Here is a 25,569-nt window from a genome sequence, read left to right as displayed (position 1 = left end):
AGGGCCGCAACTCCGCTCGCCGCGCCGAAGAGGCCGCAGTACACGTCGTGGTCGATGCGCCACGAGGCACGCCTGCCGGCCAAGCTCCCCGCCGCGCTGCTCCTCGCCACCGCCCTGATGCTCGCGCCGAGCACGACGATCAGCCACCGCGCCCCGCCGCGCATGCCCGGACCCGAGCCGCCCCGGAGCCTCGATTCCGTCGCCGTGAACCGCGATTGCGAGCGGTGCCACGCGGAGATCGCGCGCGAATGGCGCGGGTCGAAGCACCAGCGCGCCTACGTCGACGCACCCTTCCAGGCGGCGCTCGCAAAGGAGCCGCTGCAGTTCTGCCGCGGCTGCCACGCACCCGAGGCGCGCTCTTCACGGCCTCCTCCGCCGGAGCGGGCCGAGCTCGGCGTCGCGTGCGTCACCTGCCACGTGGTGGACGGCGCGCCGCTGGCCGCTCCCGCGCAGGCCGGCGAAGACCAGGGCTCCCCCTCCCCGGCTTCCTCGTCTGTTCCCCACCCGGTGCTGCGCGATCCGCGCTTCGCGTCGGCCGCGGCGTGCGGCGGGTGCCACGAGTTCGCCTTTCCAGACCACGCCGCCCGCCGCGCGCCAGAGCCGATGCAGCTCACGCTGACCGAACACGCCGCGTCGGCCTACGCCGACGTGCCCTGTGCGCGCTGCCATATGCCGCTCGCCGGAGAGGGGCCCTCGGCCCACCGCTCTCACGCGTTCGCGTCGTCGCGCGACCCCGAGGCCGCGCGGCGCGCGCTCCGCGTGCAGGCCGAGCGCGCCTCGCCGACCGCCGCGCGCCTCACGCTCCGCACAGCGCGCGTGGGCCATGCCTTCCCGACCGGGGACCTCTTCCGGCGGCTCTTGGTGCGCGCCGAGGTCCTCGGGGAGGACTACGCCGTCATCGCGTCGGCGCGCCGCTTCCTCGCGCGCCGCTTCGCAGAGACGCCCGGACCGCTCGGCGCCCGCGCGCGCACCACGGCGTCCGACGATCGCCCTGGCGCACCCGGGCTCGCCGGGGCGCCGGTCGTCGTCGAGCTGGAGCTCGGCCCCGCGGCAGCGCAGCTCCCCATCCACTACGAGGTCGTCTATCAGCGCGTCGCGCACGTGAGCGACGGCCGCGAGGAAGACGCGATCATCGAGAGCGAGATCTCGCTCGTTCGAGGTAGCTTGCCGAGGGACGCCCCATGAAGACGCTCGCCCTGCCGGTCCTCCTCCTCTTCCCGCTCGCCCTCGCGGCGTGCAAGCGGGGCGACAGCGAGGCGCACCGCGATCCTGCCCCGCCAGCGCCGACGGTCGCGCCGCTCCCGGCACAGACCGCGTCGGCATCCCCTCCGGCGTCGTCGGAGCCTGGCTCAGCCCCGCTCGCTGCGCCGCCGCCCGCGCACATCGCCGGCACCACCGTCGCGCTGCACGTCGTCGCCGAGGACGTCCGAGAGGTCGCCGAGATCGTGCCGTGGAACCAGCGGCCGTCCGATGTGCCCCGCCCGTTCTATCTGCACCCGCTGCGCGATCGCGTGCTCGTCACGTTCAACGGCACCACGATCTACGCGCTCGCGGACGGCAAGCTGACGGAGGAAGACGACATCCCGCCGTATCACCTGCGCCTCGGGACCTCCACGTCGGAGCTGCCTTTCATGGCCTCGGACGTCGACATCGTGTCCATCGTCGGCCGATGGCCCTCCGACGTGTGGATCCGCGTGGACGGGTTGTTCTCGGACGGGGCGCGCCTGAACAACTTCGCCAGTCCGCTCTACCGGAAGCAGGGCGATCGGTTCGTCGAGTCGCCGGTCCCCGTCGCGGCCACGGCCTGGACGCAGGGCCGCACGCTCGTGCTGTCGGGCGACCAGCTCTCGCTCGCTCAGCCCGGCGGGGCAGATCTGCCGCGGCGGGCCGCGGGAGCGAAGTGCCCCGTCCGCGTCCAGGCCGAGGCGATGGCGGCCCTGCCGGACGGCGAGGTGCTCGTGGTCGGCCGCGATTGCGACCAGAGCGACCGGCTCGCGGTCGAGCGCTGGGCGCCCGGTCGCACCGACTCCACCGTGATCCCCCTGCCCGCCTGGGACGGCAAGCTGCTCCGCGCCATGGTGCTCGCGACCGAGCGCGATCGCTACGTCGTCGCGCGCTTCGAGGCGGCGAGCGCCCTCGCGCGCATCGACGTGGCGGAGGCCGGCGCGAGGGCCGTGCCGCTGTCGCTCCCCTCGACCAAGCCGATCACGGACGCCTCGCTCGCGACCGCCGATGGCTCGCTCTGGATCCTGCTCGGTGAAGGCGACGGGGTGGAGCTGTTCCGCCGGAACAACGAGGGTGTCTATACGCGCGCGACGTTCCCCAAGGGCCAGGGGCTCTCGCCCACAGGGATGGCCGCCGCGAGCGCCGACGTGGTGTACCTCGCGGGCACGACGTCCAACGTGCGCTCCGTGATCCTCTCGTCTCGTCCAGGCAAGCTCTCCTTCCCCTCGGAGACGCCGGGAGCGGGAGGTCCGGACGCGGGCGCCCCGGCGGCGCCGGACGCCGGGGCGCCGGACGCCGGGGCCGCGAGCGCGCCGCCGGCCGCGCTCTCCTCGAGCTGCGCGTCGCCGTTCGTGATCCTCTTCGCCGTGAGCAAGTCAGCGCCCGCGGACTACGACTATCCCGCGACCCGCGACGCGCTCTCGGGGTGGGCCGACGGCTCGAAATACCGCTTCATCGAGTACAGCCATCGCGGCCAGCGCATGCTGGGCGCGAGCGCTCCGGACGCGGCCCGCGCCGAGGCGCTCGCGGCGCGCCTGCGGGAGCGCGTCAAGGGGGCGTCGCCCGCGGTCGCCTGCTTCACCCCGGCAGAGGTCCTCCGTGAGGTGAGGCTCGCGGGCGCGCCGTGACGGCTCAGCTGATCCCCATGGGCGCGCCGCCCTCGGCGACGAACCGATCGGCGATGTCCACGAGGAGCGCGTCGGTGGCGGGCTTGCTCTTCACGGTGACCTGCGTCTCGTCCGGCAGGAGCACGAACGAGCCGACCACCTTGCCGTCGAGCCGCACCTCGTGGCTCCCGCCGGGCGGAGCAGGGGCGACCTCGTAGACCTTGCCGTCGCGTGCCTTGATCTTCATGACCTAGCGGTAGCACGCAGGAGCACCGAGCGCGTTCCCCCGCGCGGCAGCCCCACGGCAGCCCACCTCGGGCAAGAGCCCCTCCACCGCGGGCGGATTGCGCGGTAGGATGCGGCTGCGCGCTGAGCGCGAGGAGTGTTCACCGTGCCGAGATTCGATCTGGTCCCGAGCCCGATGCTCGCGTCGACGACGGCGCGGAAGCGACCCGGGGAGAGCGTCATGACAGCGGCCTCCGCGCGCGCCATCGAGCCACGGACCTACGCCGCGGGCCGCCCGCTCGACGCCGATCGCTGATGCTGACGCCAGAGCCTGGCCAGCCCCCCGAAGCCGGCGGCGGATGGATCGTCCTCGGCGTCCTGAACGAGATCCTCCTCAAGCTCGCCAACCAGCCGGACCTGCGGTCGCTGTGGGAAGAGGTCTGCGCGAGCGCGCGCTGGATCGTCCCGTCCCAGCGGCTCTGCGTCGTCCTCGCCAAAGACGGCGGCGGCGCCAGGATCGCGGCGAGGTACGAGCGCGGCACCTTCGAGTACGGGGCGCCCGAGGGCGGCGGCGTCGTCGTGGACGCCTGGATGGTCGCGGCGCTGGAGGCGCAGCGCCCCGCCTGGTTCAGGGGGCCGTGGGACGAGGCGCGCGAGGCGGATCGCGCGCGCGCATGGCTCCTCGCGGAGGACCCCGACGTCGTCTTCCATGTGCCGATCCAGGTCTACAAGAAGACCATCGGCACGATGCTCTTCGCCCTGGGAGACCAGCGCCAGATCGACCGGAAGGCGCTGGCGAGCGCGACCACGTACGCGCTGTACGTCGGGGCCACGTACACGACGCTCAAGAACTCGCTCGACCTCGCCGCCGCGAGCGCGCAGCTGCGCGAGCAGAACGACGAGCTCGAGCGGGTCCAGATCGAGCTGCGCCTGCAGCTCGACCGGGTCCGCGCGGCGCACGAGGCGATGCTCGAGATGTCGACGCCGATCATCCAGGTGTGGGACGGCGTGCTCACGCTGCCCGTGATCGGCACGATCGACAGCGCGAGGGCGGCCCGCATGATGGAAGAGGTGCTCGACGCGGTCGTCCGGCACGGCGCCCGCTTCATGATCGTGGACCTCACTGGCGCGCAGGCGGCGGACACCTCGACCATCGATCACCTGCTGCGGATCTTCGCGGCGACGAGGCTGCTCGGCAGCCGGTGCATCGTCTCCGGCGTCCCGACGGCGATGGTCGGGCGCATCCTGGAGTCCGGCGGCAGCCTCGACGGGATCCCGGTGTTCAGCACGCTGAAGAGCGCGCTCGAGCACGCGGTGGGCGCGATCCGGCAGCAGGCACAGCCGGCGCGCCGGTAGCCGCCGCAGCCGGAGGAGCGCCCGGACCGGAGCGGTGAAGGCCGCGCGCCGCGCGCCGCGCGCTGTGATACGCCCGCGATCCCACACAGGAGCATGACGGATGAAGCTCGCGATGATCGGACTCGGCAGGATGGGCGCCAACATGGCGCGCCGGCTCATGCGCGGCGGCCACGAGGTCGTCGCGTTCGATCTGAACCAGGACAGCGTGAAGCGGCTCGGCGAGGAGGGCGCGGCGACGGCCTCCTCCCTGGGCGACGCGGTGGCGCAGCTCGCGTCGCCGCGGGTGGTCTGGGTCATGCTGCCCGCGGGCGCGCCGACCGAGCGCGTCGTGGAGGAGCTCGGCGAGCAGCTCGGCGCCGGCGACGTGATCATCGACGGGGGCAACACCTACTTCAAGGACGACGTCCGCCGCGCCAGCGCGCTCGCCCCGAAGGGCATCCGCTACGTCGACGTGGGCACGAGCGGCGGCGTGTGGGGGATCGACCGCGGCTACTGCCTCATGGTGGGCGGCGCCCCCGAGGCGTTCGCCCTGGTGCAGCCGATCCTGCGCACGCTCGCGCCGGGACCGGGGGACATCCCGCGCACGCCGGGCAGGCAGGAGGCCCAGGGCGGCGCGCACAGCACGTCGGAGGAGGGCTACCTGCACTGCGGCCCGGTCGGCGCCGGGCACTTCGTGAAGATGGTCCACAACGGCATCGAGTACGGCCTCATGCAGGCCTACGCGGAGGGGTTCGACATCCTCAAGAACGCGGCGACGGAGCGCCTGCCCGAGGAGCACCGGTACGCGCTCGACCTCGGCGAGATCGCCGAGGTGTGGCGTCGAGGCAGCGTGGTGGGGTCGTGGCTGCTCGACCTCACCGCGATCGCCCTCGCCGAGAGCCCGGAGCTCGCCGGGTACAGCGGCTTCGTGCAGGACTCCGGCGAGGGCCGCTGGACCGTGATGGCGGCGATCGAGGAGGCCGTCCCCGCAGAGGTGCTGTCCTCGGCGCTCTACGCGCGCTTCCGCTCACGCCACGATCACACCTTCGCCGAGAAGGTCCTCTCCGCGATGCGGCACAAGTTCGGCGGGCACCTGGAGCGCCCGACGGGCGGCTGAGCGGCGTCCCTGCCTTGCCGATCGAGCGAGGATCCGGGAGCGCTCCCTGCGCGCCCGGGCGCGCGGCGCCGCCGGGGAGAACCTCATCCTCTTGAAGAGGCTCACGAATAGGCACCAAATTATTGAATTTATTATGTTTTATCCTCGCGCTCAGAGGATCTCCGACGAGTCGCGCTCGTCGGGCTGCGCGCGCTGGCCGGCGGCGAGGAGCGCCTCGGCGAGGAGCATCGCGTCGACCGGCCAGAGCTCGGGTGGACGCCGGTGCTTCGCCCCTGCCTCGGGGAGCGGGCGACAGCTGAGCACGAGGCGGCGGAAACGGTCCGGGACGGCGTCCCGGCCGTGCGCCGCGCCGAGCAGCGCGCCGGTGATCGCGGCGTTCGTGTCGGTGTCGCCGCCGGCCATCACCGTGTCGACGAGGCCCCGCTCGAGCGAGGGCGCGTGGAGGAGCTGGTAGAAGGCGTTCTGCAGGGCGATGAGGACCCAGCCGGCCTGGTGCGAGAAGCTCCGGGGCGGGGCGCTGCGCGCGGCCGTGAGCGCGGCGACGACCGCGCGCTCGCCGCTGCGCTCCGCCTCGTCGAGGGCGGCGGCGCAGGCGCCCTCGACGCCGGCGCCGCCCACCGCCGCGGCGATGGCCGCGACGAACGCGGCGGAGGCGGCGCAGCAGACCGGGTGGGGGTGCGTGAGCGCGCTGTCGTCGCGCGCCCAGGCCGCGGCCTCCCGCGGGCGCCCCGCGCCGAGGACGCCGAGCGGCGCCGCGCGCATCACCGAGCCGTTCGCCTCGCTGGTCAGGCTCGCGGCGGCGCGGGCGCGCTCGCGGCGCGCGCCGGGCAGCGGCGCGCCCGCGGCGGCCCTGAGCGCGGCCGCCGTGGTGTTGCCGATGTCGAACGGGCCGGAGCCGTACCAGTGCACGTAGGCGTCGAGCGCGGCCTCCGCGACGAAGCCGCGCTTGCGGACGATCGAGCGGGCGAGCATGAGCGCCATCTCGGAGTCGTCGGTCGGCTGCCCGGCCAGCGTGCTCCACGTCCCGCCGTCGGCGAGGTCGCGGACGCCGTCCGGGTAGAGCGGCGCGATCGCCTCCGCGGTGCGGAACTCGACGAGCGCGCCGAGCGCGTCGCCCGCGAGCTGGCCGAGCAGGCAGCCCTGCGCGCGCGCGAGCGTGCCAGCGCCCTCGACGAGCAGGCTGCGCGAGGGGCGCAGGAGCCCGTACGTGCCCTGCGGCGGCGGGATGCGGCCGTGGATGACGGCGTTCCACGGGCGGCGCGCGAGCTCGCGCACGACCGCGGGGGCGCCGCCGAAGAGGCGGCAGACCTCGCCGTCGCCCTGCGCGGTGTACGCGACGGGCGCGCCGTCGTCGTCGACGAGCTCGCCGCCCGCCGCGCGCACGAGCGCGTGCCCGGCGGCGTAGTCCCAGCTGCGGGGCCGGCTGAGCGAGACCGCGGCGACGCCCTCGCCGGCCGCGGCCAGGGCGAGCCTGTAGGCGAGGCTCGGGAGGGCGAGGAACCGCGCGGGGGCGACGCAGCGGGCGTTGCGGGCGGGGAGGTAATCCGCCGACTGCGACAGCAGCACGACGGCGTAGCGATCGAGCGCGCCGCCGGCGAGCGACGTCGAGACGGCGGCGCCGTTGCGCCGGATCGGCCCGGCGCCCTCGGCCCAGGCGATGAGATCGCCATCGTCGTCGGGGTAGGCGTACGCGAAGACGACGCCGAGCACCGGGGTGCCCTCGCGGAGGAGGCCGATGGAGACCGAGGCGCCGCGGTAGCCGTGCAGGAAGGACGCGGTGCCGTCGTGCGGATCGACGACCCAGCGGTGCGACGGGTCCGCGCCGTCCAGGGCGCCGGTCTCCTCCCCGAGGAACGCGTACGGGGTGGCCCGGGTGAGCGCGTCGCGCAGCAGGAGCTCGACCTCCACGTCGACGTCGGCGCTCGTGCCGGCGCCGCGTGGGCCGCCCGGGCGGTGGAACTCCGCGCGGAGGAGCGCGCCCGCGCGGCGCGCCGCGTCGACGGCCAGCGCGAGCTCAGCGTCGTAGCCCATGCCGTTCCCCTGGTTCCACGCGAGGCACCCTACCCCAGGTCGGCGCGCTGGCGGTGGCCGGCGTCGAGATCGCCCGGGGAAGGCGCGGCGCCGTAGCCGCGCACATCGGCGACGGCCGCGTCGACCTGCGCGACGATGGTCCGGGCGTGGTCGAGGAACGCCGCGCCGGCCGGCAGGAGCCGCATGCCGCGCGCGGTGCGCTCGAACAGCTGCGCGCCTAGCTCGTCCTCCAGGCCGCGGATCTGCCGGCTGAGGGGCGGCTGCGCGATGTGGAGCCGGCGCGCGGCGCGGCCGACGTGGCCCTCCTCGGCGACGGCGATGAAGTAACGGATCTGCGAGAGGCTCACGCGGCCGATTCTAGCCCGAACCCCGCGCGCGGGGAGCCGCGCGCGAGGGCCCGATATCAAAACGGTATTGGATGGCCGCTCGCTGCGCGCGCATACGCCTCGCATGAACGTGGACATCCTCAGGCCTCACGCGTGGGAGGCGATGCGGCGCGCAGGGCGCGCGGCGGCGGCGACGCTCTCGGCCGTCGGGGCGCGGCTCCAGCCCTTCGTGACGACGGCGGACATCGATCAGTGGGTGCGCGAGGACACGGCGCGGCGCGGGGGCCGCCCGAGTCAGCTCGGCTACAAGGGCTTCCCAGCGGCGGTGTGCACGAGCCGGAACCACGTCGTGTGCCACGGGATCCCTCGGCGCGACGAGGTGCTCCTGCCGGGCGACATCGTCAACGTCGACGTGACCACGGAGCTCGACGGCTACCACGGCGACACCTCCGCGACGTTCTTCATCGGGGAGCCGAGCCCCGAGGCGCTGCACGTGGTGGACGTCGCCAGGCGCTGCCGGGACGCGGGCATCGCGGTCGTGCGCGACGGGGCGCGGCTCGGCGACATCGGCGCGGCGATCGAGGAGATCGCGCGCGCGGAGGGGTGCGGCGTGGTCCGCGAGGTCGGCGGGCACGGCATCGGTCGGAGGATGCACCTGCCGCCGCACGTCGCGCACACGGGGGTGCGCGGGGCGGGCATGCGGCTCCGCGCCGGGATGGCCATCACGATCGAGCCGATGGTCAACCTGGGCTCGCACCGCATCCGCACGCTCGACGACGGGTGGACCATGGTCACGGAGGACGGCAGCCTCTCGGCGCAGTTCGAGCACACCGTGCTCGTCACGCGGGACGGCTGCGAGATCCTGACGCTCTGAGGGCCGCGCAGCGCGCAGCGGCCTGCGCCCGCGCGCTCGCAGGCCGAGGATCCGGGGAAATGCTAGGATGAGGGCCCATGCGGCAGGCGCTCGAGCACGGCTACGCGTTCGATCCCGACGACCCGCGCGCCCCCTCCGAGGCGGCGTGGGAGCGCATGACCGACGAGGAGCGCGCGCGGGTCGTGGACATGCTTCCGTCCGAGTTCGAGCTCGAGCCGCCCGAGGGCGATCCGCACCGCGTGGCCGCGGCGCAGGTAATCGCGACGCTCGACGCGTATTTCCGCCGGAGCGGGCGGAGGATCTACCTGTCCTCGAACCTCGCCGTGTTCTACCCGGACGAGCCGGCCTTCGCGCCGGATCTGCTCGCCGTCCTCGACGTGGAGCCTGGCGAGCGGATGAAATGGGTCGTCGGCGCGGAGGGCAAGGGGCTCGATCTGGTCCTGGAGGTGGCCTACGCGGGCAACCTGACGAAGGATTTCGAGACCAACGTCGAGCGGTATGCCCGGCTCGGCATCTCCGAGTACTTCATCTTCGACCGGCGCCGGCTGAGCCTCCGTGGGTTCCGGCTCCCGCCGGCCGACGCGGCGCGCAGGACGCGGAGCTACCAGCCCGTCATGCCCCAGGCAGGCCGGTTCGCGTCGCAGGTGCTCGGGCTGGAGCTCGCGGTGGAAGGCTCGAAGCTGCGCTTCTTCAGCGGAACGGCGAAGCTGGAAGAGGCGGATGAGCTGATCGCGCGGCTCGGCGTGATGCTGGACGACGTGCTCGCCCGCAAGGACGATGCAGAGCTGCGCGCCGCGGACGAGGCCAGCCGCGCCGAGGAGGCGGAGCTTCGCGCCGAGGCGGAGGCCAAGCGCGCCGAGGCGGAGGCCAGGCGCGCCGAGGCGGAGGCCAGGCGCGCGTCGGACCTGGAGCGCCAGCTCGCCGAGGCGCTGGCCGAAATCGAGCGCCTCCGCCGCAACTGACCGCGCCCGCGCCGCGCGCGAACGCGGCGGCGTCACACCCCCTTGGTCACCCAGGCCCAGACGAACTCGCACTCCATCGGCGATGCGCCGCTCTCGTCGGTCACCGTGACGGCGACCGCCACGTCCCCTTTCGGCTGGTCCAGGAAGGACTGGCGCTGCTCGGGCGTGAGGGTCGCGACCGCGCGGAGGCCGCCTTGGGCGCGGCGTTTGTAGTCGATCTTCATGCTGCGCAGGAGCGGCAGCTTGTCGTCCGGCAGGTTGACGGCGACGACGAAGCCGGTCGCCGTCTCGGCCAGGAGCCCCGCCGCGGCGGCGTGCACCCCGCCGATGTGGTTCCGCACCCTGCGCCCGTTGGCGAGCCGCAGCGCTACCCGATCCGAGCTCACCTCGTCGAACTGGATCCCGGCGGTCCCGGTGAACGGCACCAGGCGCTGGAACAGCACGGTCTGCGCGCGCGTGCGCAGGAAGGACGGGAGCGCCTGGAGCGGCGCGAGCGAGCGGGAGATGAAGTTCAGCTGGGACATGGATCCTCCGAAAGACCGCGAGCTTAGCGCATGCCGGCCCGGCGCCTTGTCAGGCCGTGGGCGGCGCGGCTCCGACGTCAGCGCCGCCGCCGCTGGGGCTTGTTCACCGCGACCGCGGCCTCTTCTTCCGCCCGTTCCGCCCGTTCCGCCCGTTCCGCCGTGGAGCGCGCGGTGTCCGTCTCGACGCGCAGCTTGCCCTGACGATCCCCCTCCTCCGCCGCGCCGATGCGCTGGCGCGGGGCCGCCGCAGGGCGCCAGTCCTTGCCGATCGCCCTCGCCATGGCCACCTCGTGCCTGCGGCGATGCTGCTCGTGCCACCACCGCATCTGCTCGGCCTCCTCCGCCCAGTCGTCCTCGTGCGCGGTGAACGCGACCAGCCCGTGGATGGCGACGCCGATCGCCCAGCCCAGCGGGATGATCGCCGCCCAGAGCACGACGCCGAGCGGCAAGGCGAGCGTGAGGAGCGCCGCGTTGACGATGAGGTAGACGCCGAGGTGCCGGTAGAAATCGCGGCGCTTGCGCCGGAGCCACGTGGCGCGCTCGGCGGCGGTCGCCGCGCTCGACCTCCGCTCCACGTCGTCGCGCTCGCGCGCGCGAAGCGCGCGGCTCGCCTCGCGCAGCGCCTCGGGGCCCACGCCCACCTCCTCCGCCGCGGCGAGCAGGTCGTCGAAGCCGAGGCGCGCGTCGCCCCGCAGGGCGCGCGCCGCGCCTCCGTCGGCGGAGGCCTGGCGCTCGATCGCCTGCGCGAGGACGTCGCGGACCTCCTCGGTCGAGAACCGCTGCGCCGCGGTCTCGCCGCCGCGAGGCGCCTCGCTCCGCTGCGCGCCGGGCGCCTGCGCGGGCGGCGTGGACGTCACGGCGGCAGGCGCGGCGGGCGCCTCGCCCCTCCCGGCCGCCTCGAGCGCGCGCAGGAGATCGTCCATGGACGCGAACCGATCGTCGGGGCGCTTCGACAGCGCGCGCAGGACGACCGCGCTCACCGCGGGCGGAACGGCGCCGGCGTCGAGCAGGGCGCGGTCGGCCTCGTCGGTCAGGATCGACGCGACGACGGCGAGCATGTCGCCGGCGCCGCGCCAGGGTAGCCTGCCGGTGAGGAGCTCGAAGGCGAGCACGCCCCACGCGAACTGGTCCGCGCGCCCGTCGAGCTCGGCGCCGCGGATCTGCTCCGGGGCCATGTAGACGGGCGTCCCGAGCTTGACGCCGAGCGCGGTCAGCGTCGGCAGCGCAGGGGCCTCGGTGGACGCGTTCGGATCGGCGTCGCCGGCGGCGCGGCGCGCGATGCCGAAGTCGAGCACCTTGATCACCCCGTCGTCCCGGACCATCACGTTCTCCGGCTTGATGTCCCGGTGGACGAGCCCCCGCCGGTGCGCCGCCGCGAGCGCGCGGGCGACGTCGGAGAGCCAGGCGACCCGCGTCGAGGCCGGCGCGTCGGCGCCGCTGATGGCGCTGCGCAGGGTGCGGCCCGGGACGAGCTCCATCACGATGAACGGCGTCCCCTCGAGCTCGCCGACGTCGAAGATCGAGACGGCGTTCGGGTGATCGAGCGCTGCGGCGGCGCGCGCCTCGCGGAGCAGGCGGGCGCCGGCGTCCTCGTCCACGGCGCCGCCCGCGATCACCTTGACCGCGACGCGCCGCCCGAGCCGCGCGTCGTGCGCCCGGTAGACGCAGCCCATCCCCCCCTGCCCGATGGCGGCCTCGATCGTGTACCGCTCGAACGAATCGCCCGGCTTCAGCATTGCCGGCCGGGAGCCTAATGGATCCGCGTGGGCTTGGACAGGCGGCCCTTGGCCCGCGAACGGCGCGTGCGGAGGTCGATCTGTGGCCGCAGGACGCCCCGTCGGCCGTGGAGGGCCCGGGGGCGTGGCGTCAACTCCGCGGATCGCGGCGCCGCGGCTTGTGTAAGGTGGCGCCATGTCATCGCATCGAACGATGCTGCTCGGCGTCGCGGTCGGGGCAGCGGGCGGTCTCACGGCGAACGCTGTCGCGGCAGGGCACCCGGCGCTCACCTGGATCGTCGATCACATCACCTACCCGGTGGGCCAGATCTTCCTGCGCCTGCTGTTCATGCTCGTGCTCCCGATCCTGTTCTCGGCGCTCGTGATGGGCGTCTGCGAGCTCGATCTGAAGCACGTCGGTCGGCTCGGCCTGCGGACGCTGGGCTACACGGCCGTCGTCTCGAGCATCGCGGTGCTGATCGGCCTCGTCCTGGTGAACCTGATCCGCCCGGGCGACGGCCTGCCCGAGGCGGTCCGGAGCCTCGCGCGCGGCGGGGGGATCAAGGCGGCGACCGCGCCGGCCGACACCTCGCCGGTGGGGATGATCATCGCGATGGTGCCGGACAACATCTTCAAGGCGGCGGCAGGGGGCGACGTGCTCGCGGTGATCACGTTCTCGCTGCTCTTCGGCATCGCCCTGTCGCTCACGCAGACCGATGGGGCGGCGCGGCTCCGCGAGTGCATCCAGGGGCTGCTCGACGTCTCGATGCGGCTCATCGAGGGGGTGCTCCGGTTCGCGGCGATCGGCGTGGGCGCGCTGCTCTTCACGATCACGTCCCGCATGGGCATCGGCATCATGCAGCAGCTGGCGGCGTACGTGCTCACCGTGCTGCTCGGCCTCGGCCTGCACATGTTCGTTGTCTATTCGCTCTCGGTCCGTTTCCTTGGCGGGATGTCGCCGGTCGCGTTCTTTCGCGGGAGCCGGACGGCGATCGTGACGGCGTTCTCGACCGCCTCGTCGAACGCGACGCTGCCGACCGCGCTGAAGGTGGCCGAGGAGGAGCTGAAGCTGCCGCCGTCCGTGGCGCGCTTCGTGCTGACCGCCGGCGCCGCGATGAACCAGAACGGGACGGCGCTGTTCGAGGGGGTGACCGTGCTCTTCCTGGCCCAGGTCTACGGCGTCTCGCTGAGCTTCGGGCAGCAGGCGACCGTGATGCTCATCTCGGTGCTCGGAGGGATCGGCACGGCGGGGATTCCAGCCGGCTCGCTGCCCGTCATCGCGATGATCCTTGGGATGCTCGGCATCCCGCCCGAGGGGCTCGGTCTGGTCCTCGGGGTGGATCGGTTCCTCGACATGTGCCGGACGGTGATCAACGTGGTGGGGGACCTGGCAGCGGCGGTGTTCGTATCGCGGGATCAGCACCCGAAGCCGCAGGAAGCAGCCGGCGCGTGACTGGACGGGGCGAGCGCCCACGCGCGACGCCTCGAAGCGGAGGCGTCGCGCCCCGCAGGTCTCGAGCGCCCGCTCCCGACCGTCGGGGCTGAGCCGCTCGCCGACGTTCCTGGGTTCAGGCCGCCATCTTCATGCCGGGCATCATCATGCCCATCATGTTCGGCATCATCATCGCGGGCATCATCATGCCCATCATGTTCGGCATCATGCCGCCCATCATCGGCATCATGCCCATCATGTTCGGCATCATGCTGCCCATCATCGGCATCATGCCCATCATGTTCGGCATCATGCCGCCCATCATGCTCGGCATCATGCCCATCATGTTCGGCATCATGCCGCCCATCATCGGCATCATGCTCATCATGTTCGGCATCATGCCGCCCATCATCGGCATCATCGGCATCGGGCTCATGGGCATGTTCATCATGGCTCTCCCCTGGGTCAGTCGTTGCGGAAAATGGAGTAACTCCGTGACCGGATCGGAGCAATGTTGAAGACTTGGAGCGCCGTGTTTTCCTCCACGGGAGCGGACAGGGATTGGGACGGAGCGGATGGACGGCCAAGCCAAGCAGAGGAACATCCACGATAACGGCAGCCGTCGCCGCCGCCCTGGCCGAAACAGGGCCCGTGAGGCGGGCGCGCTCAGGATGGGAGTCTCGGAGAACAGGCGCCGGAAGGCTGTTCCGTCGCGGTCGAGGTGTGCGCGGAAACGGGGAGCCGGTGGACGGTGCCGCCCTCCGTCACTCGAGCGTGAACGTCGCTCCGGTCACCGGATCGCATAGCAAGATCGGCACGTCCTCACCGGCGCTCTTCAAGCGCGCTCGCGCCTCCTCGATCGCCTCGTCCACGGCTGCCTCCGCTGCCTGCTGGGCGGCCTCCCCTGCCCGCTCGCCGCTCGCGCCGAGCTGGGCCGCCCGCTGGTCCTCCTCGGCCCGCTGCGCCCGCTCGCGGTTCGCCTCGGTATCGAGGGCGTCGCTCGTCTCACCGACGGGCACCACCTTCACGAGGAAGTCACCCACCCGCAGGCTCATGGGATCCGGCTTCTTCAGGTCGCTCACGGCGTCTGTCCTCCCGCCACGCATGAGCTTGCCGCAAATCCGCGCGATCCACCACCCCGACCGCCCCGCCGATCGCGAGGCGCACGCGCACGCCCCTCAGGAGAACGACCGGTGCTCCGGCCGGTAACGAGCGCTGGCTGTCGTCGTGGCGTAGGAAGAACGGTAGTCCGTCGCGAGCCAGACCAGGCCGACGGCCACGCCCGACACGAGATAGAAGCTCCTCGCCGCGGGCTCCTCATCGAAGCCGAACAGCCACGGCGCCGCGACGAGGAGCACGGCGACCGTGGCCTCGATCGCTCCGTGGACAGGGAACGGGATGAGCTTCGCGGCGCCCAGCGGGAACGCGGTGAGCAGCGTCATCGCGAGATGGGCGGCGCCCAGGATGTAGCAGAGCGTCTCGGGGAGCCCGCCGAAGCCGAACAGCGAAGGGGCCAGCAGGAACAGGGCCGCGACCGCATAGTCCACAAAGCCATGAGCTCGAGGCGACAGCATCTTCATGACCGACTCCTTGCAAAATCGATGTCCGGATTGATTGCCTTCGTCGGTCCGGAAATTTGCAAGGGGTATGCCGCCCAGAGGCTCGCGGGAGAGAGCTTGTCCTCCCGGCGACCTCGGCGGCCATTCGATCATCCATCGGCCAGGAAAGGAAGATCAGCGGGCGTGCGCCTGGAGGCGCCGGGCGCTTCGACGGCCGAACCCGAGCCACATTTCCGCCCGGGGGAGCTCAACCACGAACGCTCTTCGTGTGGCACATTGCCCCGCCGTGCGTCACTTCGCGGCGGAGACCAGGAGCTCTGGATCGACGCGTGTCTCGAAGAGATTCATGCGCCAGTCGAGGTGCGGTCCGTTCGTGCGGCCGGTCATCCCGACGGTCGCGATGACTTGCCCCTGCTTGACCTCGTCGTTCACCTTCACGGCGAAGCCGTGCAGATGGATGAACGTGGAGGTCAGTCCCTGCCCGTGATCGATGATCACGGTGTGACCGCTCAGCGGGAGGTCCTTCTCGACGAGCACGACCTTGCCGCAGGCAGGAGCGCGCACCGGCGTACCGACGGGCACCGCGATGTCCACGCCCCAGTGGATCCCGCCGTCCGTGCCGTTGAGCAGGCGCGGCTGGCCGTAGCGCGAGGTGATGGGGCCCTTGGACGGCCAGATGAAGCCGTTCTTGTAGCAGTTCCTCTTCGTGTACTTGTTCCGGAGCGCGTCGAGCTTCTTCTCGGCCTGCGTGAGCTTCACGCGCGTCGCCATGTCGAGCTTGACCATGTTCTCCGGCAGGTGGTCGACCTTGTCGACCTCGAACTTGCGAGGCTCCACGTCGAAGATCTTCTCGAGCACCTGCCCGTCGTCGAACGTGATGGTCAGCTTCTCCTGCGCTGGCGCGTTGCGCGAGAAGGCGATCAGGAACTCCCCTTCGTCGCTGACGGTCACGCGATGGCCGGGGAACGCCATGCGGCGCAGCTTGCCGTTCAGCTTGGCGCGCAGGAGCCCTCCCTGGACGGCGCGCCCTTCCACCGAGAGGCGGCTGTCGTCGGCCACGGGCGGCCCGGCGTCGGCCGCCGCGCTCGGCGCGGGCGCCGCGGCATCGGCGGTGTCGGCCGCCGCGGGAGCGGCGCTGGCGTCGGGCGCCTCGGCCGGCGCGCTGCTCGCGGAGGCGACCGGCGCGGCGGAGGCAATCGGCGCCGGATCGGCGGAGGCTTGAGCGCCCGTGGTGGACGAGCTCGAAGAAGGAGCACCGCGATCGCAGGCAGCGATCGTGAGCAGGCTTACAACGATGACGGGGACGCGCATAGCGGCGATCGTGCCAGAGTTTCCGCACATCGACGAGATAATGTCGAAGCGCGTCATTCAGGCATGGTCCGGTCGCAAACGACCTGTGCGCCTCATAGACGACCTGTGCGTCTCGCAAACGACCTGTGCGCCTCGCGGACGACCTGCGCGCCTCGGCGCGGCGCCCTCCCCCCTCGTTGGCGCGCGACGAGCGCCAACGAGCACCGGGCTCGCGACGCCGCGCGCATCAGGCGATGCGCGGCGTGACGGATCGGGCGTGGCGGGCAGCGCGGTGAGGATCAGTTATCGACGCGAGGGGTGTCGTGCCGCGGCTGCGGCCGCGCCGGGGGCTGCGCCTGCGCGGGGGGCGCCTGCGGCCGAGCGTGCCCCTGGGGGTGTGGGCGGCCCTGTCCCTGCGGGCGAGCTTGCCCCTGCGGCCGGCCCTGCGCCTGCGGGCGAGCTTGCCCCTGGGGGTGTGGACGGCCCTGTCCCTGCGGCCGGCCCTGCGCCTGCGGGCGAGCTTGCCCCTGGGGGTGTGGACGGCCCTGTCCCTGCGGCCGGCCCTGCGCCTGCGGGCGAGCTTGCCCCTGCGCCTGCGGTGCGGGCCTGGGATCGATCTGGAAGGCGGGAACCCCGGGGTCGGCGAGGAGGGGGAGGCGCTTCTGGATGAGGCGCTCGATGTCGGCGAGATAAGCGCGCTCCTCGCTGTCGCAGAACGAGAGCGCCACCCCGGACGCCCCGGCGCGCGCCGTGCGGCCGATGCGGTGCACGTAGCTCTCCGGGATGTTCGGGAGGTCGTAGTTGATCACGTGCGAGATGTCGTCGATGTCGATGCCGCGCGCCGCGATGTCGGTCGCGACGAGCACGCTCGTCGTCCCCTGCTTGAAGCTCGCGAGCGCACGCTCGCGCGCGCCCTGGGACTTGTTCCCGTGGATGGCGACCGCCTCGATGCGCGCACGGCTGAGCTGCTGGACCACGCGGTTGGCGCCGTGCTTGGTGCGGGTGAACACGATCGCCCGGCGGAGCGCGGGATCCTTGAGCACGTGCTCCAGCATCGCGCGCTTGTCGGACCGCTCGACGAAGACCACCCGCTGGTCGATGTTCTCGGCCGTCGTGGCGATCCGCGCGACCTCGACGCGCACCGGGCTGCGCAGGATGCTGTTCGCGAGCTTCAGGATGTCCGGCGGCATCGTCGCCGAGAACAGGAGCGTCTGCCGGCGCTCGGGCAGCATCGCGAGCACGCGCCGGATGTCGTGGATGAACCCCATGTCCAGCATCCGATCGGCCTCGTCGAGGACGAGCGTGTCGAGCCGACCGAACGGGGCGAGGCCCTGCGAGCAGAGATCGAGCAGCCGGCCCGGCGTCGCCACGAGGACGTCGACGCCGCGGCGCAGCGCCTCCATCTGGGGGCGCTGCCCCACCCCGCCGAAGACGACAGCGGTCCGCAGGCCGAGGTTCTTGCCGTACGTGGAGAAGCTCTCGGCGACCTGCGCCGCGAGCTCGCGCGTCGGGGTGAGCACGAGCACGCGGAGCCCGCCCTGCCTGGGCCCGCCGCTCTGCGCGAGGCGCTGCAGGATCGGCAGCGCGAACGCGGCGGTCTTGCCCGTGCCGGTCTGCGCGCAACCGAGGAGGTCGTTGCCCTCTAGGATGGGCGGGATGGCCTGCTGCTGGATGGGCGTCGGGGCGCTGTACCCCTCGGCCTCGATGGCGCGGAGAAGCGGTTCGATGAGCTTGAGATCGGCAAATTGCATGGACATCGGGCTGGAATCGGGCTGGAGCACAGCCCCTCCTGAGCAAGGGCGGAAAGTACGCCGCGGCACCGCGCCCTCCTTGTGGAGAGGGTTCGATCACGGAGAGCTGCCGCCTCGCGCCCCCTTGAGCGGAGGCTTGCGAGGACCAATGACAGCGACCGAGCACCGCGACCCGTGCCAGGTCAGTCCGAGGCGGCGACTCTAGTACGGCGTGGTGAGGAAGTCGAGCCGCGACCGCGAGCCAGCAGCGAGCCGTCACGCTTTGCTCACCTTGCTTTGCTTCCGGTTCCGGTTCCGGTTCCGGTTCCGGGCTTGCCTTGGCCCGATCTCGCTTGTCAACGCCCGTTGCGCTGCCGCCGGAGCCGCGATCGCGTCGCTTCGCTCGCGGTGCGCGGAGCGGCCTCCGCGCGCGGCGCACCATGCTAGACCGTCGCCCGAGCGGAGGGCCCGCTTCTCGTGCGCTCGCGCTCGCAGGTCGCCCCGCGTCGCCCGCGACCTCCAGCGTCTTTCCGCCCTTTCGAAGCAGCGCACCACGCCATGGCCGAAACCGCCGAAGCCTCGAAAACGCCGGCTCAGGTAGGGCACTCCGCTCCGGAGCGCCCTGTCCTTCGGTTGCCCCGATCCCGGCTTCGGCGCTGGGTTCTCGGTGCCGTCGCGGTCCCGATGCTCTCCGGGGCCGGGTTATGGATCGCGGTGCACCGCATTCCATGGATGGGCCCGCTCGTCGCGAACGGGCTGCGTTCGGTGTTCGGGGCCGAGAACGTGACGGCGCTCGAGGAGACCGCCTACGCCCTGGAGGATCGCGTCCACCAGCTCTGGCGCAAGGACGAGCCGCCGAAGACGTACTGGGAGGTGCCCGAGCAGCCGGGCCCTGCCGCGACCGCATCGCCGCCTTCGGCCGCGACGCCGGGCTCGGCCGCGGGCGGCACCGGCGCGGCGGCGTTCCGGCCGACGGACGTCGGCCCCTCGCACGCGGCCTGGTCGGCTCCCGGCGACGGGCGGTGGGTGCCCATCGCGGATCACGCCCATCCGAGCGACGCGCCGCGCCTCCACAAGACGCTGCTCCACCCGGATCCGAACCGCTCCTGGGCGGAGCTGTTCATCGTGGCGGTGGATCTCGCGCGGGTCGATGTGCACCTCATGGCCGGCTCCCGCGAGCCGGCGGCGACGACCGAGGAGGGCAAGCCCTACGAGCGGCCCGCGAAGATCCCGGAGGCGGACCACGGGGGGCTGCTCGCGGCGTTCAACGGCGGCTTCATGACCGAGCACGGCCAGTGGGGGATGCGGGTCGACGGCGTGACGCTGGTGCGCCCCCGGGACCAGGGCTGCACGCTCGCGCGGCGCCGCGACGGGCGGCTGCAGATCGCGCCATGGACCAGGCTTTCGGCGGGAGAGAGCGACATGCAGTGGTGGCGGCAGACGCCGAGCTGCATGGTCGACGAGGGCGAGCTGCACCCGCTGCTCCGCGCGCCGCAGGTCCGCAACTGGGGCGCCACGCTGGACGGCAACACGGTGATCCGCCGCTCCGCGGTGGGGCTCGACCGCGACGGGAAGGTCCTCTACGTCGGGATCAGCAATCACACGACGGCGCCCGCCATCGCGCTCGGGATGCAGCACGCCGGCGCCTCGGCGGTGGCGCAGCTCGACGTGAACTGGTCGTACCCGAAGTTCCTCCTCTACGAGCCGGGTGAGGGCGGCGCCCTCGCGCCGGTCGCGCTGGCGAGCGGCTTCGAGTTCTCGGAAGACGAGTACATCCGCAAGCGCTCCCTGCGCGATTTCTTCTACCTGACCCGCAAGACCCCGGCGCCCTCGACCGCGACCCCGTGACCTCGTGATACCTCGCAGCGGCCGGCGGTCCCCTCCGGACCGGGGCTCGCGCCCGCGCGTGTAGGCCCGGGTCGAGCCGCTGTCGAAGGCTCGCAAACGCCTGCCAGCCCGGCCGCTGCGCCCGGCGCGGCGGATGCCGGCGCCGGGGTGCGCGCCGGCCGGCCCTCGCCTCGCCGTGCGGCCTCGTGCGGCGCGGTCGGCCCTCACGGCATGAACGTGTCGTCCAGGTGAGCCCGTCGAACCGCATTGCATCGAGCGAGCACCTTTTGCCACACGGGCGAGCCCGGCGAACCGCATTGCATCGAGCGAGCATCTTTTGCCACAGGACAAGGACTCTCACGCATCGCGACGCATTGCGGTCAGCCCCCCTCAATTTCCAACCAGATTTCATCAAGGCTGCTGGTATCCGCGATTGACAGCGCGAGGGAGCTCGATAGGTAACTCGATAGGTAAAACGACACCTCACGGCGGAACACCATGCGTTTCTATGCAGACCTCCATGTGCACTCGAAGTACTCCCGCGCGACGAGCAGCGATTGCGATCTCGCGCATCTGAGCTACTGGGCTCAGCGCAAGGGCATCGCGGTGCTGGGCACGGGGGACTTCACCCATCCAGCGTGGATGGCCGAGCTCCGCGAGCACCTCGTGCCCGCCGAGCCCGGGCTCTTCCGCCTGCGGGACGATCTCGGCCGCGCGGTCTCGGAGCGGCTCCCCGGGGCCTGCCGCGGAGCGACGCGCTTCGTCCTCTCCGTGGAGATCTCGACGATCTACAAGAAGGGAGATCGGACGCGGAAGATCCATCACCTCCTCTACGCGCCCAGCTTCGACGCGGCGGAGCGCATCGTCCGCGCGCTCGCCAAGATCGGCAACCTGACCTCCGACGGGCGCCCCATCCTCGGGCTCGATTCGCGCCACCTGCTCGAGATCGTGCTGGAGGCCGGCGAGGGCTCCTACCTCGTGCCAGCGCACATCTGGACTCCCTGGTTCTCGGTGCTGGGCTCCAAGGCGGGCTTCGACGCGGTCGAGGAGTGTTACGGCGATCTCGCGCCGCACATCTTCGCGCTCGAGACCGGGCTCTCGTCCGATCCTGCGATGAACTGGCGGATCTCCGGGCTCGATCGGTACCGGCTCGTCTCGAGCTCGGACGCGCACTCGCCCGCGAAGCTCGGGCGCGAGGCCACGGCCTTCGACGCCCCGCTCGATTACTTTGCGATCCGGCGCGCCCTGGAGACCGGTCAGGGCTTCGGGGGCACGGTGGAGTTCTTCCCGGAAGAGGGCAAATACCACCTCGACGGCCACCGCAAGTGCAATGTCGTGCTCTCGCCGGCGGAGACGCGGGCGCTCTCCCTCGCCTGCCCCGTGTGCGGGCACCCGGTCACGGTGGGCGTGCTGCACCGGGTCGAGGAGCTCGCCGATCGCGACGAGGGCGTGCGCCCCGAGGGGGCGAGCGAGTTCCGCAACCTGGTGCCGCTGCCCGAGGTGCTGGCCGAGCTCCACGGCGTGGGCGCCTCCAGCAAGGCGGTGCAGCGGAGCTACGACGGGGTGCTGTCGCGCATCGGCCCCGAGCTGTTCCTCCTCGGCGACGCGCCGCTCGACGAGATCGAGCGCGCCGGCACGCCCCTGCTCGCCGAGGCGATCGCGCGGATGCGCGAAGGGCGCGTGATCCGCGACGCGGGCTACGACGGCGAGTACGGCGCGATCCGGGTCTTCCAGCCGGAGGAGCTCGCGCAGCGCCGCGGGGGCGGGCTCCTCTTCCAGCCGGAGGCCGCGGCGCCGCAGCCGCCTCCCTCGGGGGCGCGCGCTCCCGCGGCGTCGCGCCCCCCTCCGCGCCGCGGCCGGGCCGACGCGGCGCCTCGCCCGGCGCCGGCCGGCGAGGTGTCCCGCGGCGCGCCGCCTGCGCCGGGCGGCGCAGCGCCGCTCGACGCGCTCGACCCGGAGCAGCGGGCCGCGGCGGAGATCACGGACGGCGCGCTGCTCCTCCTCGCGGGGCCAGGCACAGGCAAGACCCGCACGCTCACGCACCGGATCGCGCACCTCGTCCTCGATCTCGGGGTGCCGCCGGAGCAGTGCCTCGCGATCACCTTCACCCGCCGCGCCGCCGACGAGCTGCGGGAGCGGCTCGGCGCGCTGCTCGGCGAGGCCGGCGGCCGCGTGCCCGCCATGACCTTCCACGCGCTCGGCCTCTCCCTGCTCCGCGAGCACGCCCAGGGCGCGGGGGCCGCGCCGCCCGCGATCGCCGGCGAGCGCGAGCGGACGGCGCTGCTCGCCGCGGCGCTCGGCGTCCCGGACCGCCGGGCGGCCAGGTTGCTCGTCGACATCGCCGCGCTGAAGCGGCGCTGCCCGCGCCACGCCGACGCGCACGGGCCGCCGGCCGCGGGCGGCGAGATCGACCGCCACGTCGATCGCGCGTGGAAGGTGTACGAGGACGAGCTCGCCGCGCGCGGGCTCCTCGACCTCGACGACCTGATCGGGCACGCCGTCCTGCTCCTGGAGCAGCAGAGCGGAGCGCTCGCCGCGGCGCGCGAGCGGGCCCGGTATCTCTCCATCGACGAGTACCAGGACATCGATGAGCGCCAGTACCGGCTGATACGCGCGCTCGTCGCTCCCGGCGGGAACGTCTGCGCCATCGGCGATCCCGATCAGGCGATCTACGGATTCCGCGGCGCGGACGTGGGCTTCTTCTTCCGTTTCCAGCAAGATTTCCCGGCGGCGCGCGTGGTGCGCTTGAAGCGGAACTACCGCTCGTCGCGCCCCATCGTCGAGGCGGCGCTCCAGGTGATCGCGCCCTCACCGACGCTCGGCGCGCGGGAGCTCCTGCCCAGCGCGGGCGGCGTGGAGCTCGTGGCGGTCCACGAGTCGCCGACGGAAGCCGCCGAAGCCGAGCGCGTGGTCCACACGATCGAGCGGATGCTCGGAGGGTCCACGTTCTTCTCGATGGATAGCGGGCGGGTGAGCGATCCTGCCGGGAGCGGCGACTATTCCTTCTCGGATTTCGCGGTGCTCTACCGGACCGAGGCGCAGTCCGAGCGGCTCCGGGAGGCGTTCGCCCGCTCGGGGATGCCTTTCCAGCGGCGCTCGGATCGCCGCCTCGCCGAGCGCGCGGGCTCGGAGGCGCTCGCGCGGGCGCTCGCCGGCGCACCGCCGGGGCCGCTCGCGGCGCGCCTCAAGGCGGCCGCGGCGCGCCTCCGCGAGGAGGTGGCGCAGCCCGGGCTCGCCGGCGCTCCGCCCGCGGCGGGCGCGGCCGAGGAGGGCGCGGCGTGCGCGGCGGTCCTCGGCGAGGCCGACGTGGACGCGGCGCTGGAGCTGCACCTCGCGCTCGCGGAGCGCTGCGGCGGCGACGTCGATCGCTTCTTGATCGAGCTCGCGGTGTGCTCCGAGATCGACGCGTGGGATCCGCGGGCCGACCGCATCTCGCTGCTGACGCTCCACGCGGCCAAGGGCCTCGAGTTCCGGGTGGTCTTCCTCGTGGGGTGCGAGGACGGCCTGCTCCCGCTCCGGTTCTCCGGAAGGGACGAGACGGACGTCGCCGAGGAGCGCCGGCTCTTTTATGTGGGCATGACGCGGGCGCGAGAGCGGTTGTTCCTGACCCGGTCCACGCAGCGCGCGCGGCACGGCAAGGTGGTTGAGACCGAGGTGTCGCCGTTCATACGCGAGGTGGAGGAGCGGCTGCTCCTTCGGACCGGCCCGTCGCCCGAGGCGCAGAGGGGCTCACGCGCCGGGGCCGATCGTCAGATGAAGCTATTTTAGCGCGGCGCGCCGCCGAGCCGCTTCTGGGCCGCGCACGCCGCCTTGTCCTGCGTCCGCATGCACTGGTCTGCGTAGAAGGTCCGAGCCCGCTCCTTGTCCTTGCGCTCCAGGAGCGGCCCGAACGCGTCACACGCCTTCTTCTCTCCCCACTGCGTGCAGGCCCTCTCGTAGAGCGAGTAGGCCCGCTCCGGATCGGCGGTCACGCCTTCGCCGCGCTGCCAGATCTCGGCGGCCCGCACGCAGCCGCCGGTGCCGCACACCTTCTCGTAGAGCGCCGCGGCGCGCGGCATGTCCTTCGGAATGCCGTTCCCCTTCTCGTACATCCCGGCGAGGCTCAAGCACGCCTCGGCCCCGAACCCCTTCTCCGGACAGCCCTTCTCGAAGAACGAATACGCCTTCGCGACGTCCTTCGGAACGCCGTCGCCCTGCGCGTAGACCGAGCCGGCGGCGTTGCAGGCGCGCATGTCCCCCAGGCTGCAACCGTGGCTGTACGCCGCGATCGCCTTCACCCCGTCCTTCGGCGCGCCCTGCCCCTTGCGCAGGATGTCGCCGAGATCGACGCAGTCCTCGGACTGGCCGCCCTGGCACGCGCGCTGGAGCACGCCCACGGCGACCCCCACGTCCTTCGCCGCGAGCTTCCCCTCGACCAGCATCTTGCCCAGCGCGCTGCAGCTCGGCCCGTGCCCGAGATCGCAGCCGCGCCGGAGGAACGCGACCGCGCGCGTCGGGTCCTTCGGGAGGACCGCCTGCGGGCCTTCGCTGAGGTACCACTCGGCCACGCTGAAGCACGCCCAGCCGTCGCCCATCTCGCACGCCTTGTCGGCGAACTCTCGCACCTTGGCCCGCCCCGCGGCGTCCGGGGGGACCTTGGCGCTCTTCATGTCGCGCAGGAGCTGCTTCGCCCTCGCGTAGCAGGCCTGCGTGACGCCGGCGCCGCACGCCTTCTCGAACAGCTCCGCCGCCCTCGCGTCATCGCGCGGGAAATCCTTGCCGCCCAGGTACTGAATCCCGAGGTGATAGCAGCTGCCGACATCGCCCTTCCCGCACTCCGCCGCGCAGGATCGGGCGTCGGTGGGCTCGCACAGGTGCGCGGGCGCGAGCGCAGGCGGGGAGCACTTCGCCCCGCTCGGCACCGTCCCGAGCGGGCACAGGCTCGACAGCTTCGGGAACTCGTCTTCCCCCTGCTTCACCGGAGCCTCGGCCGCCGCCGCCCTCTTCGCGAGCAGCGGGACGAGCTCCAGGCGCAGCGGCGCATGGCAGCGCTCCGTCGGCGCCTGCGCGTCGGGCTTCGCGGCCCGGCAGGCGTCGATCTCCCCTTCCTTGCTCGTGGTGCCGCCCTGGCCCGCCGTCGCAGCCGCCCCGATCGCCGCGAAGACCTGATCCACCGTCCGCGCCGTGCCCCGGCTGCCCGGCGCCATCGCGAACGCCCCGAGGAGCGCGGCGCGCACGAAGTGCGTCGCGCCCTCGCAGCTGCCCGAGAGATCCTGCGCGGAGGAGGAGGCCACCGTGGTCGCCATCTTCCCCGTAGGCACGAGCGCCACGTCGATCGCGGCCGAGCCGCCGCCCTCGATCGCGGTGCTCAGCGCCGGGGCCCCGAAGGGGACGTTCGCCTGCATCTCCGCAGGGTTTGTTAATTGTATTACTTTTTCTGCCCGGGTCACGCCAGCGAAGGAGTAGCTCCCTGGGAGCTTGCACTGCGTGAGGAGCTTCAGCGTCGTGCAGTCGTAGGAGACGACGGCGATGCCGTCTTTCATCGCGAGCCCGAGATCGGAGCGGCGTGTCGTGAGCCAGTCGACGATGAGCGGCTCCGCGTGGCCGATGGCCGGACACCCGCCGCCGGTCGTGCTGGCGGTGCTCTCCGGCGAGACAGTGGGCCGGGGAGGATGCACGACCACCTCGGGTTCCAGGCCCGGTCCACAGGCCATCGCTCCGAGCGAGAGCCCAACCACGCACAAATCGAACGCGCGCTTCATCGGGCCGACAGAACCATGAGCCATGGGGTCCGGTCAATACGGCGAGCGCG

At 72.7% G+C, this 25,569-nt stretch carries 21 protein-coding genes; 11 read left to right on the top strand and 10 right to left on the bottom strand.

All coding sequences use genetic code 11. From position 1 onward, the window contains the following. The first annotated feature begins 54 nt into the window (after window positions 1-54). Window positions 55-1,185, top strand: coding sequence for a multiheme c-type cytochrome (locus tag WME82_RS19735; RefSeq protein WP_438044104.1), 1,131 nt, complete (start codon window positions 55-57; stop codon window positions 1,183-1,185). Next, window positions 1,182-2,852 carry a hypothetical protein gene (locus WME82_RS19730; RefSeq protein ID WP_438044103.1) on the top strand — a complete coding sequence of 557 codons (1,671 nt, stop codon included), beginning with the start codon at window positions 1,182-1,184 and terminating at the stop codon, window positions 2,850-2,852. The genes WME82_RS19735 and WME82_RS19730 overlap by 4 nt, the downstream gene beginning before the upstream one ends. Window positions 2,853-2,856: 4 nt before the next feature. On the opposite strand, the gene WME82_RS19725 is transcribed toward WME82_RS19730, so the two are convergent. Further along, window positions 2,857-3,078, bottom strand: a complete 222-nt coding sequence (locus WME82_RS19725; protein WP_012236178.1) for a hypothetical protein — start codon at window positions 3,076-3,078, stop codon at window positions 2,857-2,859. Window positions 3,079-3,222: 144 nt separating this feature from the next. Between WME82_RS19725 and WME82_RS19720 the strand changes: the two genes are divergently transcribed. The 3 genes from WME82_RS19720 to gnd all read left to right on the top strand — a co-directional run bounded on the left by WME82_RS19720 (window position 3,223) and on the right by gnd (window position 5,508). Next, the gene (locus WME82_RS19720) at window positions 3,223-3,372 is read left to right on the top strand and encodes a hypothetical protein (RefSeq protein WP_437916788.1); all 150 of its coding nucleotides are present in this window, start codon (window positions 3,223-3,225) and stop codon (window positions 3,370-3,372) included. Next, window positions 3,372-4,412 carry an STAS domain-containing protein gene (locus WME82_RS19715; protein ID WP_437916787.1) on the top strand — a complete coding sequence of 347 codons (1,041 nt, stop codon included), beginning with the start codon at window positions 3,372-3,374 and terminating at the stop codon, window positions 4,410-4,412. Before WME82_RS19720 ends, WME82_RS19715 begins: the two co-directional genes overlap by 1 nt. 100 nt (window positions 4,413-4,512) lie before the next feature. Then, the gene (gene gnd, locus WME82_RS19710; RefSeq protein WP_438044102.1) at window positions 4,513-5,508 is read left to right on the top strand and encodes a phosphogluconate dehydrogenase (NAD(+)-dependent, decarboxylating); all 996 of its coding nucleotides are present in this window, start codon (window positions 4,513-4,515) and stop codon (window positions 5,506-5,508) included. A 150-nt stretch (window positions 5,509-5,658) separates the two neighbouring features. On the opposite strand, the gene WME82_RS19705 is transcribed toward gnd, so the two are convergent. Beyond that, entirely contained in the window at window positions 5,659-7,539 is a 1,881-nt protein-coding gene (locus tag WME82_RS19705) for an inositol monophosphatase family protein (protein WP_438044101.1), read from the bottom strand. Window positions 7,540-7,568: 29 nt separating this feature from the next. Continuing rightward, entirely contained in the window at window positions 7,569-7,886 is a 318-nt protein-coding gene (locus WME82_RS19700) for a LysR family transcriptional regulator (protein ID WP_438044100.1), read from the bottom strand. Window positions 7,887-7,989: 103 nt separating this feature from the next. Between WME82_RS19700 and map the strand changes: the two genes are divergently transcribed. Next, complete coding sequence (map, locus tag WME82_RS19695) at window positions 7,990-8,739, top strand: type I methionyl aminopeptidase (RefSeq protein WP_437916781.1); 750 nt, start codon at window positions 7,990-7,992, stop codon at window positions 8,737-8,739. A 77-nt stretch (window positions 8,740-8,816) separates the two neighbouring features. Then, window positions 8,817-9,701, top strand: a complete 885-nt coding sequence (locus WME82_RS19690) for a Uma2 family endonuclease (protein ID WP_438044099.1) — start codon at window positions 8,817-8,819, stop codon at window positions 9,699-9,701. Window positions 9,702-9,733: 32 nt separating this feature from the next. Here the strand turns inward: WME82_RS19690 and WME82_RS19685 are convergent, their stop codons facing one another. Further along, window positions 9,734-10,225 (bottom strand): hotdog fold domain-containing protein, encoded by a 492-nt coding sequence (locus WME82_RS19685; protein ID WP_438044098.1) that lies wholly within the window; start codon window positions 10,223-10,225, stop codon window positions 9,734-9,736. A gap of 77 nt (window positions 10,226-10,302) precedes the next feature. After that, window positions 10,303-11,961, bottom strand: a complete 1,659-nt coding sequence (locus tag WME82_RS19680) for a protein kinase domain-containing protein (RefSeq protein WP_438044097.1) — start codon at window positions 11,959-11,961, stop codon at window positions 10,303-10,305. A gap of 175 nt (window positions 11,962-12,136) precedes the next feature. Here WME82_RS19680 and WME82_RS19675 point away from each other — a divergent pair, with 175 nt between their 5' ends. After that, window positions 12,137-13,393 (top strand): dicarboxylate/amino acid:cation symporter, encoded by a 1,257-nt coding sequence (locus WME82_RS19675; RefSeq protein WP_438044096.1) that lies wholly within the window; start codon window positions 12,137-12,139, stop codon window positions 13,391-13,393. Between the two features lie 131 nt (window positions 13,394-13,524). Beyond that, window positions 13,525-13,890 carry a hypothetical protein gene (locus WME82_RS19670; protein ID WP_438044095.1) on the top strand — a complete coding sequence of 122 codons (366 nt, stop codon included), beginning with the start codon at window positions 13,525-13,527 and terminating at the stop codon, window positions 13,888-13,890. Between the two features lie 246 nt (window positions 13,891-14,136). Here WME82_RS19670 and WME82_RS19665 read toward each other — a convergent pair whose 3' ends face one another. The 4 genes from WME82_RS19665 to WME82_RS19650 form a co-directional block, all read right to left on the bottom strand. Continuing rightward, a complete protein-coding gene (locus WME82_RS19665; protein ID WP_438044094.1) occupies window positions 14,137-14,454 on the bottom strand; it encodes a hypothetical protein in 318 nt (105 codons plus the stop codon). A gap of 96 nt (window positions 14,455-14,550) precedes the next feature. After that, window positions 14,551-14,952, bottom strand: coding sequence for an SPW repeat domain-containing protein (locus WME82_RS19660; protein ID WP_437872961.1), 402 nt, complete (start codon window positions 14,950-14,952; stop codon window positions 14,551-14,553). Between the two features lie 270 nt (window positions 14,953-15,222). Further along, a complete protein-coding gene (locus WME82_RS19655) occupies window positions 15,223-16,242 on the bottom strand; it encodes a M23 family metallopeptidase (RefSeq protein ID WP_438044093.1) in 1,020 nt (339 codons plus the stop codon). Window positions 16,243-16,520: 278 nt separating this feature from the next. Further along, the gene (locus tag WME82_RS19650; RefSeq protein WP_438044910.1) at window positions 16,521-17,972 is read right to left on the bottom strand and encodes a DEAD/DEAH box helicase; all 1,452 of its coding nucleotides are present in this window, start codon (window positions 17,970-17,972) and stop codon (window positions 16,521-16,523) included. Between the two features lie 693 nt (window positions 17,973-18,665). Here WME82_RS19650 and WME82_RS19645 point away from each other — a divergent pair. Both WME82_RS19645 and WME82_RS19640 read left to right on the top strand, forming a co-directional pair. Beyond that, window positions 18,666-19,799 (top strand): hypothetical protein, encoded by a 1,134-nt coding sequence (locus WME82_RS19645; protein WP_438044092.1) that lies wholly within the window; start codon window positions 18,666-18,668, stop codon window positions 19,797-19,799. A 477-nt stretch (window positions 19,800-20,276) separates the two neighbouring features. Next, entirely contained in the window at window positions 20,277-23,546 is a 3,270-nt protein-coding gene (locus WME82_RS19640; protein ID WP_438044091.1) for a UvrD-helicase domain-containing protein, read from the top strand. On the opposite strand, the gene WME82_RS19635 is transcribed toward WME82_RS19640, so the two are convergent. Further along, window positions 23,543-25,162: an SEL1-like repeat protein gene (locus WME82_RS19635; RefSeq protein ID WP_438044090.1), complete on the bottom strand. Its 1,620-nt coding sequence runs from the start codon at window positions 25,160-25,162 to the stop codon at window positions 23,543-23,545. The two genes, WME82_RS19640 and WME82_RS19635, sit on opposite strands and share 4 nt — an antisense overlap. Window positions 25,163-25,569 lie beyond the last annotated feature (407 nt).

It is taken from the genome of Sorangium sp. So ce128 (genome assembly GCF_051525245.1).
Lineage (GTDB): Bacteria > Myxococcota_A > Polyangia > Polyangiales > Polyangiaceae > Sorangium > Sorangium cellulosum_B.
This window is presented reverse-complemented; position numbering and strand designations above follow the sequence as displayed.

Coding starts and splice junctions, on each gene's coding strand:
- WME82_RS19735 (WP_438044104.1), top strand. CDS start 55: ATGCGCCACGAGGCACGCCTGCCGGCCAAGCTCCCCGCCGCGCTGCTC.
- WME82_RS19730 (WP_438044103.1), top strand. CDS start 1,182: ATGAAGACGCTCGCCCTGCCGGTCCTCCTCCTCTTCCCGCTCGCCCTC.
- WME82_RS19725 (WP_012236178.1), bottom strand. CDS start 3,078: ATGAAGATCAAGGCACGCGACGGCAAGGTCTACGAGGTCGCCCCTGCT.
- WME82_RS19715 (WP_437916787.1), top strand. CDS start 3,372: ATGCTGACGCCAGAGCCTGGCCAGCCCCCCGAAGCCGGCGGCGGATGG.
- gnd (WP_438044102.1), top strand. CDS start 4,513: ATGAAGCTCGCGATGATCGGACTCGGCAGGATGGGCGCCAACATGGCG.
- WME82_RS19705 (WP_438044101.1), bottom strand. CDS start 7,539: ATGGGCTACGACGCTGAGCTCGCGCTGGCCGTCGACGCGGCGCGCCGC.
- map (WP_437916781.1), top strand. CDS start 7,990: ATGAACGTGGACATCCTCAGGCCTCACGCGTGGGAGGCGATGCGGCGC.
- WME82_RS19690 (WP_438044099.1), top strand. CDS start 8,817: ATGCGGCAGGCGCTCGAGCACGGCTACGCGTTCGATCCCGACGACCCG.
- WME82_RS19685 (WP_438044098.1), bottom strand. CDS start 10,225: ATGTCCCAGCTGAACTTCATCTCCCGCTCGCTCGCGCCGCTCCAGGCG.
- WME82_RS19680 (WP_438044097.1), bottom strand. CDS start 11,961: ATGCTGAAGCCGGGCGATTCGTTCGAGCGGTACACGATCGAGGCCGCC.
- WME82_RS19675 (WP_438044096.1), top strand. CDS start 12,137: ATGTCATCGCATCGAACGATGCTGCTCGGCGTCGCGGTCGGGGCAGCG.
- WME82_RS19670 (WP_438044095.1), top strand. CDS start 13,525: ATGCCGGGCATCATCATGCCCATCATGTTCGGCATCATCATCGCGGGC.
- WME82_RS19660 (WP_437872961.1), bottom strand. CDS start 14,952: ATGAAGATGCTGTCGCCTCGAGCTCATGGCTTTGTGGACTATGCGGTC.
- WME82_RS19655 (WP_438044093.1), bottom strand. CDS start 16,242: ATGCGCGTCCCCGTCATCGTTGTAAGCCTGCTCACGATCGCTGCCTGC.
- WME82_RS19650 (WP_438044910.1), bottom strand. CDS start 17,972: ATGCAATTTGCCGATCTCAAGCTCATCGAACCGCTTCTCCGCGCCATC.
- WME82_RS19640 (WP_438044091.1), top strand. CDS start 20,277: ATGCGTTTCTATGCAGACCTCCATGTGCACTCGAAGTACTCCCGCGCG.
- WME82_RS19635 (WP_438044090.1), bottom strand. CDS start 25,162: ATGCAGGCGAACGTCCCCTTCGGGGCCCCGGCGCTGAGCACCGCGATC.